Here is a 14,817-nt window from a genome sequence, read left to right as displayed (position 1 = left end):
TTCTACTGTTATGTGCCAGCGCCAGTACGCCATAAACCGGTTTCCATCAAACGGAGGTTTAGGCAATTTTTTAATCGCCTTGCTATACTTCGCCGGCTTGCTATCGCGAGTGAATGCTTTTTTGTGCCGAATGGAGTGCACTGTGTTTGACCGTTTGCTCGGCCCCAAAATCAATCACGCGGACCCAACGGTACGGGCTAAAGCCTATGAGTCTGATGCCGTAGACATCGCCACAGTCAATGATGCGCTCAGCACGGAGCGGGACATCGAGGTCCTGAGCGTGGTGATCCAGCGCGCGGACAGTATCTCGGACATTTTGCGTCACGCGTCAGAAGAAGGATCGCTCGCCGCGATCGCCCGAACGCGCCTCGTGGCACTTGCCGAAAAGAACACCAACGCAGACCCGCAGGTGTGGCAGGGCGTATTCGAACAGGCGGCCAGCGCCGCATGGACACAGTGGCCAGACCTTTCCGCCACCTTGATACCCAGTGATGAACGGGTAAGGCTCTTACACGGCGCGTTACAGTCGCCTTCAACGCTCAAGGCATTGCCGGAAGCGCAACGACTCCGTCTTGCCATGCAATCGGGCAGCGCACCGGTTCGGCAGCTTGCCGCCGACTCATTAGTTGAGCGCGAGTCGATTGAGCAATGTTGTGCGCAGCTTAAAGACAAAGACAAAACGGTGTATCGACTGCTCAAAGAAAAGCTCGATGCACAAAAGCGTGCAGAGGCGCTCAATCATGAGGTGAGCGTCCTCAATGACGCGTGCCGGTCGTTGGGCGACAGCCACGTTGTGGCACAGAATGACGCGGTCGCCGCGCTTCAGGCTAAGCGTCAGAATTTAGAGCAACGAATTCGGGCAGTAGGCCAGGAAAATGCGGCGATGGGCGACTCGTTGCGAGCCACCTTTGAGGAATGTGTAGCGCCGGTGGATGCCGAGCTTAAAGTCGCCCGTGGCCATGTGGACGCGCGGAAGCAGTGCAAGCAAGATCTTGAATCGTTACGCGAGATGGTTGAGTCTGCCAGCGCTACCGATGAGGTCGACGCGACGGCTCTGGCGCAAATTGTTGAGCAGTGGGGTCGCATCCCCGACCACACAGGACTTGAGCAAACACAGTTTGACTCGGCGAGCCGAGCACTAAACGGCATGATCACGGCTCATCAAAGTAGCCGCAAGCTTCGCGATCAGCTTGAATCGCGTGTCGCTGAGTGGGAGAAGCATCAATACGATAGCTCGCCGGCCAGTCGCAAAGCGCAAGTCGAGCGCGAGTGGGCGAGCGCCGAGAAACCCGAATCCGTGTCGGAGCTTGACGCGTTAGCGCAACGTGTGACAAGTGTCTTGACGAAACTGGATCAGGACGAGGCCGAGCACGCGCGGAAGCGCGCGCACAACAGCGAACAACTGCTGGCCATTCTCAGTACCTTTGAGGCGACCGTGGAGGCAGGCGAATTCAAAAAAGCCATGTCGCTGAACGATAAACTCCGCGCGCGTTCGGCGAATCGAGCGCTTGAGCCGGCCGCACTACAGCGTATCGAGACCGCGTTAAAAGCGGCGCAGCCGAAGCTCGATGAATACAAGAAGTGGCGACATTTCGGCACACTTCAGGCCCGTGAAAATTTGATTGGCCAAGCCAATACGCTGATCAGTGAACCGCCAGCGTCGCCCAAGGCGTTGGCGGCAGCGGTTAAAGCGTTGCGTGCGTCCTGGCAGGATCTCGATCGTGACGACGGCCGTGCCTCGGAAACCCACTGGCAGACGTTCAATCAGGCCTGCAAAGTGGCTTATAAGCCCGCCAAAAAACACTTCGATCAGCTGGCCAAAGAACGCAAAGCCAACCTGAGTAAACGACGCGAAATCGTGTCTGCTTTGGAGGCGTTGCTCGACCAGACCGACTGGCAACAACCGGATTGGGCCGCAGTCACGCAGTCGCACAAAGAGCTGACCGCACAGTGGCGTCGAGCTGGCACGGTCGACTATAAGATGCGAAAGGAAATCGACCTAGCGTATGAACGAATTGGTCAGAAACTTGAGGCGCAATTCAAAGAAGAACGCGAGGCCGAGATTACGCGGCGTCGACGACTCATTGACGGGCTGAAACAGAGTCAGAATTCGGATAGCGGCGGAAAACTGGCCAGCGCCGCAAAGCGTGCACAACGCGATTGGCGACCGACGGTTCAGAGTGATCGAAAAACTGAACAAGCACTCTGGGAAGAATTTCGATCCGTGTGCGATGACATCTTTGGTTCACTCAAGCAGCAACAAAAAGACGCCAAAGCCGCGTGGCAGGCGCAGGCCGCTGATCGAGACGCACTGTGCGGTGAAATCGAGGCGTTGCTGAACGACACGGAAGCGCCGGAGCAGGGCTACACGGAACGCGACGCGAGCGTGGCGCAAGGTGCGCTGGATGCGGCACAAAAACGCTGGCGTGAACGCCATCAAATTCCCAAAAACGTCCTGGCAAAACTGGAAAGTCGGTACCGCCATGCGCAGAAAGTCGCCCGCCAACGCATCCGGCGCGTGCGTGTAGCACAAGAGCAGAAGGCCGGCGTGGCGCTGGATGAGCTGCTGCACCTGTGTCAAAAGGGTGAGGCGCACCTCATTGATGGTAACGACGAGACGTTTTCAGTGGATCAGTCATCCGTTGACGGAGTACGAGGCCCGTCAGGCAAAGCACTCGGTAAGCGTTTTGAGGCGCTGTTGGCATTGACCGAATCCCGCGACGCCAACGCGATTACACGGTTGTCCGAGGCACGGGTGGCGAATCTCGCGGCGCGGCGCGCGCTGTGCGTGCGGGCAGAACTGCTGGCCGAAATCGATTCTCCTACCGATGCCGAAAACGAACGCAATGCGCTAAAACTCGAGCGATTGACCCAATCGATGCGGGGGGAATTGCCCGAACCGGATCGGGAATGGAGCGAAATCTTGGAGCGGTGGTATGGACTCGGCGGCGTGGAGTCTAAGGATTGGGAGGCACTTCGTGAACGCTTTTCTCGTGCGCAGATCGCGCGCGCTCACATTCGGCAATCGTGACTCGAGGTCGGCTCTTTGTCCTGTGGCAGGGGCTTGCGTTACTGTTTAATCTCGCGTTGGCGGCGCCGGCCCTAGCGGATGCGAGTTCGTTACCGGACGAGCTTCAGTCCGGTCTTCAATCGCTTAAGATCGATCTCAAGAACGTGAGTTTGATCGTGAAAGAGGTGAATAGCGAACGTCCCATGGTGTCCTATCAGGCGGCGATTGCGCGTAATCCCGCTTCGGTAATGAAGATGTTCACCACCTTCGCGGCGCTCAGTGAACTGGGCCCTGGCTTTCAGTGGCAAACAGACGTGCGGCGAACCGGCCTGGCGGAAAACGGCCAGTTGAACGGTGATCTTATTGTGGTTGGCGGTGGTGATCCCTCGTTTTTGCAAGAAAACCTGTGGGCACTGGTTAATCAGCTCAGTGTTCGTGGCATCCACACCATAAATGGCGATCTGATCGTTGACGAGAGTCTATTCGACTTGCCGGATCACGATCCAGGCGCGTTTGACGGTCGGCAATATCGGCCATACAACGTAGGACCGCATGCGGCGCTTTTCAACTTCAACGCGATTAATTTCACCTTAGTTCCGGTCGCCAAGCCATTCGTCGATATCCGCGTCGTACCCGCAGTGAAGGGACTCGAGGTGGTCAGTCGTGTGAAAGCGCTCACCGGGGCGTGCAAAAGCAATCGCATTCGTATGCGTATCGCGGTGGAGGCCATCGAGTCTGGTCGACAGGTGATGTTCACGGGCCAGTACCCGAAGTCGTGTGGGCGCTATCAATTAACCCGCGCAGTACTGCCCAGCAATGAACTGTTGTATGGCACGCTGAGCACATTACTGGAAGAGCGGGGTGGTGGGCTCAATGGGGCTCTACTTATTGGGCGAGCACCGTCGGACAGTCGCAAATTGATGAGCCTGACGTCGCCGACACTGTCGGAGGTTGTCCGTAGCACCAATAAATTCTCAAACAACGTAATGAGCCAGCAGCTGTTTCTGACACTTGGCGAGCAGATGTATGGCGCGCCCGCCACGGCGAGCAAGGGCGACACGGCTTTACGGGCAGTGCTCAGCCGTCAGGGCATCGATGTTGAATCCTTGATCATCGCCAACGGATCCGGCTTGTGCCGTCAATGTCGTGTCACGGCTGACACCATAGTGCAGCTACTGGACGTCGCGTGGCATTCGCCCTACATGCCAGAATTTATTGCGTCTCTCGGCGTCCCGGGTATTGATGGTAGTTTGAAGAAACGCTTTCCCAAGGGTAGCTACAAGGGGCGGGTGCACATGAAAACCGGTACGATCGACCATGTGTCGGCCGCCGCTGGCTACGTCCAAACCCGCGATAATCGGCGTCTGCAATTTGCGCTGATGATCAACCAAGAAAATGTTCACAAAGGGGCGGGCCAGGCGTTTCAACGACGGCTGATGCACTATCTCGTCGCGCTGTAACACCCTCCAATTCCGCCACTGGATCAGATTTCGCTTTACACCGGTTGTTGCAATGCATTATTCTTGCTGACGACAAGTTTTTTGCGAATCCGCCCGCAGGAGTCCGCCCATGAACGTGAATTTTTCCGATGAAGAACGCGCCTTTCAGGCTCAGGTAAAAGCGTATTTCGAGACCGAATATCCTCAAGATATCCTCGAACGTCGGCGAAATGGCGCGATCTGGTCAAAAGAAGACTACGTTCGTAGCCAGCACGCGCTCTACGAGAAGGGCTGGGCGGGCATTAACTGGCCGGTGGCATACGGCGGCACAGGTTGGAGCGCGACGCAAAAGTACATTTTTTACACCGAATTCGCTGCGGCGGAGTGCCCCATCATTATCCCATTCGGATTGAGCATGGTCGGGCCCGTGATCTACACCTACGGTAGCGATGAGCAGAAGGCGCAGTTCTTACCCGACATTCTGAGTAGCCGAGTGTGGTGGTGTCAGGGCTATTCGGAGCCCGGTGCGGGTTCGGATTTGGCTTCACTAAAAACCCGGGCCGATCGGGATGGTGATGAGTACGTCATCAACGGCACGAAAACGTGGACCACATTGGCGCAGCACGCCGACTGGATGTTCTTGCTGGCCCGCACCAACTCGGACGTGTCGCGCAAGCAAGAAGGTATCAGCTTCTTACTCGTCAAAATGGATACGCCGGGAATTACAGTGTCGCCGATTTACACGCTGGATGGCGATCACGAAATCAACACCGTCTTCTTCGACAATGTGCGCATCCCTGCCAATCAATTGGTGGGTGAGGAAGGAAAGGGCTGGACCTACGGCAAAGTGCTGCTCACGCATGAGCGGGCGAACATCGCGGGTGTTTCCGTTTCCAAGCAACGGCTCCGTCGCCTAAAAGAAACGTTGAGTGAATACGCCGCTGAAGGCCAAGCACCGGCTGACATCGAATCATTCAAACGGAAAATTGCTCGCGTAGAAATTGAGCTGTCGGCATTGGAGTACACCGAACTGCGGACGCTGGCTTCGGTGTCAACCGGTAAAGCGCCTGGCCCCGAATCGTCCATCCTCAAAATCAAGGGCACGGAAATGCAGCAGGCAATCGACAACCTGTGTTTTGAACTTGCAGGTTATGGCGCATTTCCCAATCTTCGCGAGCAGTACGAGTCAGGCTATGCGGGCGATCGAATCGAAGATGATCAGTCGAGTCTCACTGCATTGCGCTATTTTAATTATCGAAAAGCGTCGATATACGGTGGCTCAAACGAGATTCAAAAGAACATTATCGCCAAAGCGGTACTCGGCATCTAACTCATGATTTTGGAGCGGCGCAGTGCGTCCTGAATAGGAAAAAGTATGGATTTTTCACTCAACGAAGAACAGTCAATGCTGAAAGAGTCGGTGGTTCAATATATCGACAAGTCCTATGACTTTGAATCGCGCATGAAGGTAGTCGAAAGCGACGCGCCGTACTCGATCGAAAAATGGCGTGAGTTTGCTGAACTTGGCTGGCTGTCCTTACCCTTTGACGTCGAAGACGATGGCTTCGGTGGCGGTGCGGTGGAGACCATGTTGCTCATGCAGGAATTGGGCAGAGGGTTAGTCATCGAACCGTATCTTGCTGCGATTATACTTGCGGGTGGCTGCATTCGACGGTCGACCAATACAGCACTCAAACAGCGATTGTTGCCATTGATCATGAGTGGTGAACATGTGTCGGCCCTGGCATTCAGCGAACGGCATGCTCGATTTGCGCTTCATCATGTGGGCGTATCAGCAACCGCTGACGGCGATCGCTATCGTCTAAATGGTGAGAAGTTTGTTGTGCTTAACGGGGCGACTGCTGATTCTGTGATCGTGTCGGCGCGCACGGCCGGCGAGATTAACGATCGCACAGGCATTGCCCTTTTTTATGTGGATACGTCGCAGGCGGGCGTGCACCGAGACGGGTTCAAAACCGTGGATGGGGCGCATGGCGCGCATGTGCGTTTTGACAACGTAGAGGTGCAGGAAGGCGACCGGCTATCGGGTCCGGAAGACGGTCTAGCGATACTCGAACCGGTCATACTCGAGGCAACCCTCGCCGCCAGTGCCGAAGCCCTTGGCATTATGGACGCGCTGACGCAAAAAACCGTGGAGTATACGAAGAATCGGCAGCAATTTGGTGTGCCGTTAAGCTCATTTCAAGCGCTTCAACATCGTATGGTCGACATGTTCATGGCGCTTGAGCAGTCGCGCTCGCTGTTGTTGCGGGCGGCCATTTTGTTAGATGAGAAAAACCCGGAGGCCGATGAGGCGATTGCGGCGCTCAAGTACTATATCGGCACAGAGGGCCGAAAACTCGGCGAAGAGGCGGTTCAGCTGCACGGTGGAATGGGCGTGAGTAATGAGGTGGATGTCGCGCATTTATTTAAGCGTCTCACGCTCATCGATTCGCTTTTTGGTAATGCCGACTACCAGCTCAATCAATACATCGAGCGCACCACTTAACGCCAATGGCGGTCACCTGAGCCATGCGATCGTTTGAAGGATGCGTCGCGGTAGTCACCGGGGCTGCGTCGGGCATCGGCGAAGCATTGGCGATCGAGTTATCCCGTCGCGGCGCGCACCTGGCGCTAGCCGATATCGATCAGAGCGAGCTCAATCGTGTAGCTGATGTGGTGCGGTCGCCGGGCAGTCGCTGCAGCGTCCATCACGTCGACGTCGCTCATCGTGACCAGGTCGAGCAGTTTGCCCAGGATGTGCTTGACTCGCATGGCGGCGCGCAGCTGCTGATCAATAATGCCGGTGTTGCGCTGGCGGATTTTGCCGCCACTCAGCGTTACGCGGACTTCGAGCGGGTGATGAACATTAATTTTTGGGGAGTGGTGTACGGCACCCGCGCGTTTTTACCGTTGCTCAGCGACGCGAAGGCGGCGCATATCGTGAATATTTCCAGCTTGTTTGGCCTGGGCGCGTTGCCCTCGCAGAGTGCGTACAACGCATCGAAATTTGCCGTCCGTGGTTACACCGAGGCACTCAAGATGGAATTGGCCGATACCGCCATCGGTGTATCGTGTGTTCATCCAGGTGGCGTGAAAACGAATATCGTGCGCAACAGCGTCATCGCCGAAGCGCACGTGCCAATGAACAAGCAACGTTTTATTGAGTATTTTGATCGGTTGGCAATGACGACGCCGGAGCAGGCGGCCCAAATAATCTTGAAGGGCGTCAGCAAAAACAAACGTCGAATATTGGTGGGTAGGGATGCACGATTCGCTGATTTTATAATTCGGCTATTCCCAGGTAGCTATGAGCGCTGGCTGAAACTGGAGCGACCCATCACCGAACGCTGGCGTTCATTACGCGGTCGCTAACGTTGTATCGCCGTAGCGCGAGCAGCGTCGGACGTTGCGCTGATGGACGTTCGTCAAGCGCAGCGTGGACTCCCATTTGGTTGTTGACGTTTGAACTCGATCGTCGCATCGTTGACCGATGTTTCTGACAGCGATGGGATCATGCGTGTAATTAGACGAGTACTGTACTCAGCCTGTGCGCTGGTAGTGATTGCTGCGGTGTTCTTATGGCATCGCTCAGACGTTCGACCGACGATTTGGCAGCCGGCGCCACTTCCCGCATTGGATGGTCCATTTACGGTGACAGACGCCGCTACCCTAATCCATGCCCGTTTCTTGTCCGTGCCTGCTCTCGGTCCAGAAGATGTGGCGAGCAATACGCAGGGCACGATCTTTACTGGCCTAGCGAATGGTCAGATCGTTCAAATAAAGCCGGAAGCGATCGCAGCGGAACCCTTTGTGAACACCGGCGGTCGGCCACTCGGTCTGCAGTTTACTCACCAGGGCGATTTGCTGGTGGCGGACGCCGCGAGAGGGCTACTCAGCATTACGCCTGACGGTGCACTGACCGTGATGACCAGTGAGGTAGATGGAGTTGCCCTGACACTCACCGACGACCTCGACATCGCCGAGGACGGTAGCGTTTGGTTTACCGATGCGTCACAGCGGTTTGGTTTGGATGACTGGATCAAAGACCTGCTCGAGGCCAGTTTCACCGGCCGCCTGTTGCGGTTTGATCCGGCGACCGGTAACACAACGGTGGCGATGGACGGGCTGCATTTTGCCAATGGTGTGGCTCTTGGGCCGGATGAACAGTTCGTTTTGGTGAGTGAGACCGGCACAGGGCGCATACACCGGTTGTGGTTAAAAACCGAGCGTGCGGGTGAGCGCGATATTTTTTATGACGGGCTGCCAGGCCATCCGGACAATCTGTCATTCAATGGTCACGATACGTTTTGGGTGGCGCTGCCCGGATTGCGTTCGGTCGCCCGCGAACGATCGTCGGGCTCGATCTGGCTGAGGCGGCTGCTCGGTGGGTTAGCGTCCACAACGCTCATTCCGCATTCTCCCCACACGCTGGTCGTCGGCCTCGACGTGAACGGTGAGGTCACCCACTTTATTGCCGATATTCATGATCAATTTAGCAGTGTTACCAGCGTGAATCAGGTGGGCGATGTGCTTCACTTAGGCAGCTTGACCGCCGATCGAATCGCAGTCGTCCCGGTGCCGGCACCGTTGAAACCCTAGTTTTGGGGCCGACAAGTGCCCATCGTGTTTCGGTCGCCTGCGAGCGCGACACCCGCGCGTGGATCGTCGTACAATGTCGGCGCCGCTAATCAGTGAGTGAAACGACTTTGCCAATGACGCCACCGCCCGAGCAACGACGATCCCATTATGCACACTGGCTTAACGTACCCACCCGGTGGATGGACAATGACGTCTTCGGTCACGTCAATAACGTCACGTACTACAGCTATTTTGATACGGCCGCCAACGATTTTCTGATTCGAGAAGGTCAATTCGATTTTCAATCGAGCGATGTCGTTGGATTCGTGGTGGCCTCGAGTTGCGAGTACTACAAACCCATCGCCCATCCGGACACGTTGGCGCTCGGCGTCCGGGTCAATCGCCTCGGTCGCTCGTCGGTCGAGTATGGCATTGCTGTGTTTCGACATGAAGACGAAGAAGCGGCAGCGGTAGGGCGTTTTACCCACGTATTCGTCTCACGAGCAAGCCAACGCTCGGTTCCGATCCCGGATACCTTACGCGCCGCGCTCGATGCTCTCGCAGCGCGAGTTGACTGACACGTGACCGATCATCTCTTCACGTTCACTACCGTGCTTGCCCGTCGCGCCTGGCTGTGTGTGTGGGTGTTCGTATTGGGCTGCGAGTCCCCCCTCAACGAAGAGGCGCCCGCGGTTGGAGAGACCGCCCAGCGCGTTGTGAGCCTTGATTATTGCGCGGATCAGTTTGTACTCAAATTCGTGCCGCGACACCAAATCGTGGCGGTGTCACCGGACGCGCGTAAACACTTTTCGTATCTTCGTAATCGGCACCCCGATGTGCCGTCGGTCCGGTCGAGTGCCGAGGACGTGCTCGCATTGTCCCCAACCACGGTCGTGCGTTCTTACGGAGGTGGACCACGAATTGGCGAGTTTTTGTCGCGCGCCGGAATTGAAGTGGTTCAGCTTGGTTATCCTCAAGACTTGTCGCAGGTGCGAACACAGACGCTCGAGATGGCGACCGCTCTGGGGCAGCCGACGGCAGGTGAACGAGAAATCGAGCGATTCGATGCGCGTTTGGCCGCGATTGTGCCGGCACCCGAGCTGAGCGTGCTCTACACCACGCCTAGTGGCGTCACCACCGGACCCGGGTCGATTGTCCACGAATTGATGGTGGCCGCGGGGTTGCAAAACTACGAATTGAACGCCGGCTGGCACGACTTACCGCTCGAGCGTTTGGTGTATATGCATCCTGATCGACTGGTAAACGCCACATTCGGCGATCCGAAATCGCACGTGAACCCTTGGTCACTTTCTCGTCATCCGCATGTTCGCTCGCTCGTAACAGACGTACCTGGTATTCACATTGAGGGCGCCAAAACCGCCTGTGGCGGTTGGTTTTTGCTCGATGCGGTTGAGGCCATCGCAACGTTGGGTGCGCGCCATTAGCGGTTCGCGAGCAATCGATCCGGTGTGGGTACTCAACAGTGTGCTCGTGCTCGTGGCGCTGGCGTTGTGTGCGGTGGCGATCAGCTTGGGTTCGACGCCGTTGGGGCTGACGCGCGCCGTCAGTGCTTTGGTTGGCAATGGTGCGGTCGCCGACGCCATCGTGGTACTCGAGATCCGCCTGCCCAGGGCCTTGGCTGCGCTCTTGACCGGCGCCGCGCTGGGATTAAGTGGTGCCGCACTGCAAGGCTTGCTGCGGAACCCGCTCGCTGAACCAGGTGTGTTGGGCGTGTCAGCCAGTGCGTCGCTGGGCGCGACGCTGGCGTTATTTTTTGGCCTGTTAAGCGTCAGTAGCTGGGCGTTGCCGGGCGCGGCCGTGGCGGGGGCCTTGGCCGCTACCGCCTTGTTGATGCTGGCGGCAAGACGGGTGTCGTCGGTGGTAACGTTGCTACTGATCGGCGTTGGGCTATCCAGTTTCGCCGGGGCGCTGATGGCACTGCTCATGAATCTGTCACCGAACCCGTTCACTCTGTCTGACATGGTCAACTGGATGCTCGGCTCAGTGAGCAATCGGAGTCTGTCCGATCTCTATTTTGCCGCGCCCTTTATGCTGGTGGGCGCCGTTGTGCTGATGCTCGTGCGCAATGACTTGTCCGTGCTGACGTTGGGAGAAGAGGCGGCGGCAGGCAGTGGGTTAAATGTGGCGCGGTTACGCTGGCTGGTCATTCTTGGCACAGGACTGTGCACTGGTGCGTCCGTTTCGCTCGCCGGTGCGATCGGTTTTGTCGGCATTGTGGCCCCGCATATCGTGCGGCCTTGGGTGGCCTACCGCCCGGGTGCCGTATTGGTGCCTTCTGCGCTACTCGCGGGCTGCATCGTGCTCGCGGCGGATATCGTGGTGCGGATCTTACCGACCGGCAGTGAACTCAAACTGGGCGTGGTGGCGGCATTGATCGGGGCCCCTGCGTTCGTGTGGATCGCCAGCCGTAGAGGGGTTGAGCATGCCTGAGTTGGGCCTTAAGCGGGTATCGGTCGTGCGTGGGGACCGCACCGTCTTGCAGGACGTCAGCGTGCAGTTTTCGTCTGGCGAGCTTGTCGCCATACTCGGCGCAAACGGATCTGGCAAAAGCACATTGGTAAGATCGGCGATTGGAATACAGATTATAAACAGTGGTATAGCAACAATAAATAAAGTGGATTCTCACAAAATGTCCGCCCATGATCGCGCCCGCGCGGTGGCCTATCTGCCACAAATTCGCACGTTGTCATGGCCGCTGACTGTGCGCGATACCGTGGCGCTCGGTCGTTTCGCCCATGGCGCGCGGCTGGGCAAGCTCGGCGTTGAGGATGAGCAGGCGGTGCACGAGGCGCTCACCGCGTGCGACCTTCAATCGTTTGCCATGCGACGCGTTGACGCCTTGTCAGGCGGCGAGCTGGCTCGCGTGCATTGCGCCCGTGCGTTGGCAAGTCAAGCCGCCCTGTTCGTGGCGGACGAACCCACAGCCGAGCTCGATCCCTGGCATCAGTTTCGGCTCATGGAGCTCATCCGAGGGTATGTAAATGAAGGCGGCGGCGCCGTGGTGATCATGCATGATCCGGAACTGGCCGCTCGCTACGCCGATCGCCTGTTGTGGATGGTCGACGGACGCATCGTCGACGATGGTCCCGTCATGACGACCCTTTCCGCCACTCGACTCGCACAGGTTTATCAGATGGAGGCCGACGTATTTTGGCGCCACGATCAACCCCAGGTGACGTGGAAAGGGCTCGCGGACTCGCCGGCACAACGATGAGCAGTCGCTTGTTCTTATCGACTTCCGATCGAATGACGCATGAAGACGCGCTGACGCGTAGGTTGTCGGAGGCGTTGACCCGTGTTCGTCAAGGCGCGGCCAGCCCCTCGTACGACGAGGCGGTCTTTCTTCGCGAATTGGCCGAACGTGATTTCTCGTCTCCGCAGGCGCTTGACGAGGTCCTGGACTGGACGGTTGGTTATCTAGAAAAGGGCGGGGTTCAAATGACACACCCGCGTTACTTTGGCTTATTCAACCCCGCCCCGTCGTACCCCTCTGAATGCGCGGATCGGGTCATGGCGGCGTTTAATCCTCAGGTGTGTGTGCTTTCCCACGCACCTGTTGCCGTTTATATCGAGCGCCATGTCGTTGAAGCGATGTGTCGTCGTGTCGGCTTTCGCCGCGCAGCGGGTCATATGACAAGCGGTGGCTCTGAAGCGAATGCCAGCGCCGTGGTCTGTGCGCTGACCAGACGGTCGCCGGATTTTGCTACGCGCGGTTGTCGCGCATTCGACGGGCAGCCGAGGCTCTATGTATCGCGAGAAAGTCATCTTGCGTGGCTAAAAATTGCGCACATTTGTGGCATGGGTCGAGAAGCCGTGCGGTTGATTGAAACAGACGGTCGTGGGCAAATGAGCCCTGATGAGTTGTCCACCGTTCTGGCGATGGACACGGCTCAAGGCGATGTGCCGATCATGGTTGCGGCGACGGTTGGCACGACCAACGCGGGAATGATCGACCCGGTGATGGCCTGTAAACGGCTCGCGGATCGCTACCATATGTGGCTGCACGTCGATGCGGCGTGGGGCGGGGCATTGATCGCCGATGAAACCCAACGGGCAGCGCTCGCTGGAATCGAGCAAGCGGATTCAATCACGATCGATGCGCATAAGTGGTTCGCAACCACAATGGGCACCGGCATGTTCTTGACGCCGAATACAGATAGCTTGGATGCCTGTTTTCATGCCAAAGCAAGCTATATGCCGTCGCAAGACGCGTCGGTCGACTACTATTTAACCTCGATGCAGTGGTCACGTCGTTTCTCGGGTTTGCGTCTTTTTATGGCGCTGGCAACGGGCGGCTGGTCGGCCTTTGCGGCTCATATCCAGCGCGCGCAATCGCTTGTTCAATATGCCAATGAGCAATTACTTGAACGGGCATGGCGGGTGGTCAATGATTCGCCAATGGCCGTATCGTGCGTGGTCCCGCCCAAGGGCACCACGACCCCGTGCCACACGATCGTTGAGCGGGTGGTCGAGGCGGGCAACGCCTGGATCTCGATAGCTGAATTTGAACGGACACCCGTCATTCGGTTTTGCATTACCAATGGCACCACGACCGAGTCGGATATGGACGTTCTCGTCAACGAACTGATTCGGGCGACTGATTCGCCGCATTGAGTGTAAACGTCAGGCTACAGCGACCGTTGAATGGGATCAGGTCGCCATTAGATCAGCGTAGAGCTGCCGATGCGTAGCGAGATAGTGATCATACGAAAACGTGGTGACTATTTTTTCTCGCGCCGCCGCCGAGAGTCGGGCGTAGAGTTCGGTGTCGTCAAGCCATAATTGAATGACATCGGCGAGCTCTTTGGCGTTCGGTTCGTCCAGCAACAATCCGTTGACTTGGTGATCGATCACTTCAACCGTGCCGCCAGAGTTATTCGCGATGGTGGGTACGCCGCAGGCCAGACTTTCCATCACCGAATTCGGTAGGCCTTCCTCGATCAGCTGATTGTTCGTTAGCATGACCGCGATGTCGACCACTGACCAAAGTTGGTCGACATCGTTTCGCTGTCCGAGAAACCGCACGGGCTCGCCGTGCGCGGAGTTGATGCGATGAATGTCATCGCGCATCGGACCGTCGCCGATGCTCAGAAAAACAACATCCGATCGGGCTGTCGTAACGAGCTTAGCGGCCTCAATAAACGTGGCGTAGTCTTTGTGTTCGCTCAATGCGGCGACCATCGCCACGCAGCGTTGCGATGAAGTGATCGAGAGTGACGCTCTGAGCGTATCGGCGTGACCACCCAGATCGGTGAAGCGCTCTAGATTTATGCCGTTATAAATCACGCGAAAATGGGCCGGAAGCGTGCGATAGCGATTGTTGAACCCCGCCTTTGAGTTTGACGTGAACACATGGGCGAGGCGCGATGTGATCGCTCGGTAGACACGGAGCGAGCGCTGCGTATCGCGCGCATCACGAATCGATGCGGCGACCACCTTTACACCGGCAAGTCTTCCCGCGAGAGTGCCCACGAAACTGCCTAGATTGAGAAAGCCATGCACGATATCGATTTTCTCGGCGTTAATTAGGCGACGGATCGTCCAAACGGAGCGCAGGTAATCGGTTTGACCCTGACACTTTAGGCGCGTCACGCGAATGCCGAGTGCCTCGACATCCGCGATGTAGTTCGGGACAGAGTCGACGAGCGTCACCACGTGCGCAATGGCAAATTGGTCGTCCAATCCTTTGAGTAATTCGACCAGTTGACGTTCTGTTCCACGACGGCCGAGGGACGGGATGACAAACAAAATGCGGTAGGGCGACAT

General features: G+C 57.1%; 12 protein-coding genes. 11 read left to right on the top strand and 1 reads right to left on the bottom strand.

The features are described 5' to 3' along the window. The first annotated feature begins 142 nt into the window (after positions 1–142). The 11 genes from AAF465_10750 to AAF465_10700 all read left to right on the top strand — a co-directional run bounded on the left by AAF465_10750 (position 143) and on the right by AAF465_10700 (position 13,665). Positions 143–3,031, top strand: coding sequence for a DUF349 domain-containing protein (locus AAF465_10750; GenBank protein ID MEM7083203.1), 2,889 nt, complete (start codon positions 143–145; stop codon positions 3,029–3,031). After that, positions 3,028–4,470 (top strand): D-alanyl-D-alanine carboxypeptidase/D-alanyl-D-alanine-endopeptidase, encoded by a 1,443-nt coding sequence (dacB, locus tag AAF465_10745; protein MEM7083202.1) that lies wholly within the window; start codon positions 3,028–3,030, stop codon positions 4,468–4,470. The genes AAF465_10750 and dacB overlap by 4 nt, the downstream gene beginning before the upstream one ends. 109 nt (positions 4,471–4,579) lie before the next feature. After that, positions 4,580–5,779 (top strand): acyl-CoA dehydrogenase family protein, encoded by a 1,200-nt coding sequence (locus AAF465_10740; protein ID MEM7083201.1) that lies wholly within the window; start codon positions 4,580–4,582, stop codon positions 5,777–5,779. 45 nt (positions 5,780–5,824) lie between these two features. Further along, positions 5,825–6,958, top strand: a complete 1,134-nt coding sequence (locus tag AAF465_10735; protein MEM7083200.1) for an acyl-CoA dehydrogenase — start codon at positions 5,825–5,827, stop codon at positions 6,956–6,958. Between the two features lie 23 nt (positions 6,959–6,981). Next, positions 6,982–7,824: an SDR family oxidoreductase gene (locus AAF465_10730; GenBank protein MEM7083199.1), complete on the top strand. Its 843-nt coding sequence runs from the start codon at positions 6,982–6,984 to the stop codon at positions 7,822–7,824. Positions 7,825–7,965: 141 nt separating this feature from the next. Next, positions 7,966–9,051, top strand: coding sequence for an SMP-30/gluconolactonase/LRE family protein (locus tag AAF465_10725; GenBank protein ID MEM7083198.1), 1,086 nt, complete (start codon positions 7,966–7,968; stop codon positions 9,049–9,051). 113 nt (positions 9,052–9,164) lie between these two features. After that, complete coding sequence (locus AAF465_10720; protein MEM7083197.1) at positions 9,165–9,608, top strand: thioesterase family protein; 444 nt, start codon at positions 9,165–9,167, stop codon at positions 9,606–9,608. Between the two features lie 3 nt (positions 9,609–9,611). After that, the gene (locus AAF465_10715) at positions 9,612–10,475 is read left to right on the top strand and encodes an ABC transporter substrate-binding protein (GenBank protein ID MEM7083196.1); all 864 of its coding nucleotides are present in this window, start codon (positions 9,612–9,614) and stop codon (positions 10,473–10,475) included. Then, entirely contained in the window at positions 10,462–11,481 is a 1,020-nt protein-coding gene (locus tag AAF465_10710) for an iron ABC transporter permease (protein ID MEM7083195.1), read from the top strand. Before AAF465_10715 ends, AAF465_10710 begins: the two co-directional genes overlap by 14 nt. Beyond that, on the top strand, positions 11,474–12,265 hold the full coding sequence (locus AAF465_10705) for an ABC transporter ATP-binding protein (protein ID MEM7083194.1): 792 nt from the start codon (positions 11,474–11,476) through the stop codon (positions 12,263–12,265). The genes AAF465_10710 and AAF465_10705 overlap by 8 nt, the downstream gene beginning before the upstream one ends. Further along, entirely contained in the window at positions 12,262–13,665 is a 1,404-nt protein-coding gene (locus AAF465_10700) for a pyridoxal-dependent decarboxylase (protein ID MEM7083193.1), read from the top strand. The genes AAF465_10705 and AAF465_10700 overlap by 4 nt, the downstream gene beginning before the upstream one ends. A 36-nt stretch (positions 13,666–13,701) precedes the next feature. Here the strand turns inward: AAF465_10700 and AAF465_10695 are convergent, their stop codons facing one another. After that, on the bottom strand, positions 13,702–14,817 hold the full coding sequence (locus AAF465_10695; protein ID MEM7083192.1) for a glycosyltransferase: 1,116 nt from the start codon (positions 14,815–14,817) through the stop codon (positions 13,702–13,704).

The sequence above is a fragment of the Pseudomonadota bacterium genome, assembly GCA_039028935.1.
In the GTDB taxonomy this organism is placed as follows: Bacteria; Pseudomonadota; Gammaproteobacteria; order Steroidobacterales; family SZUA-146; genus SZUA-146.
Note: the sequence above shows the minus strand (reverse complement) of the source record. Positions and strands in the feature narration are given on the sequence as shown.

Bases quoted from the DNA above. Each gene is read 5' to 3' on its own strand.
- AAF465_10730 (MEM7083199.1), top strand. From the start codon at position 6,982: ATGCGATCGTTTGAAGGATGCGTCGCGGTAGTCACCGGGGCTGCGTCG.
- AAF465_10705 (MEM7083194.1), top strand. From the start codon at position 11,474: ATGCCTGAGTTGGGCCTTAAGCGGGTATCGGTCGTGCGTGGGGACCGC.
- AAF465_10735 (MEM7083200.1), top strand. From the start codon at position 5,825: ATGGATTTTTCACTCAACGAAGAACAGTCAATGCTGAAAGAGTCGGTG.
- AAF465_10720 (MEM7083197.1), top strand. From the start codon at position 9,165: ATGACGCCACCGCCCGAGCAACGACGATCCCATTATGCACACTGGCTT.
- AAF465_10700 (MEM7083193.1), top strand. From the start codon at position 12,262: ATGAGCAGTCGCTTGTTCTTATCGACTTCCGATCGAATGACGCATGAA.
- AAF465_10695 (MEM7083192.1), bottom strand. From the start codon at position 14,817: ATGTCGCCCTACCGCATTTTGTTTGTCATCCCGTCCCTCGGCCGTCGT.
- AAF465_10740 (MEM7083201.1), top strand. From the start codon at position 4,580: ATGAACGTGAATTTTTCCGATGAAGAACGCGCCTTTCAGGCTCAGGTA.
- AAF465_10725 (MEM7083198.1), top strand. From the start codon at position 7,966: ATGCGTGTAATTAGACGAGTACTGTACTCAGCCTGTGCGCTGGTAGTG.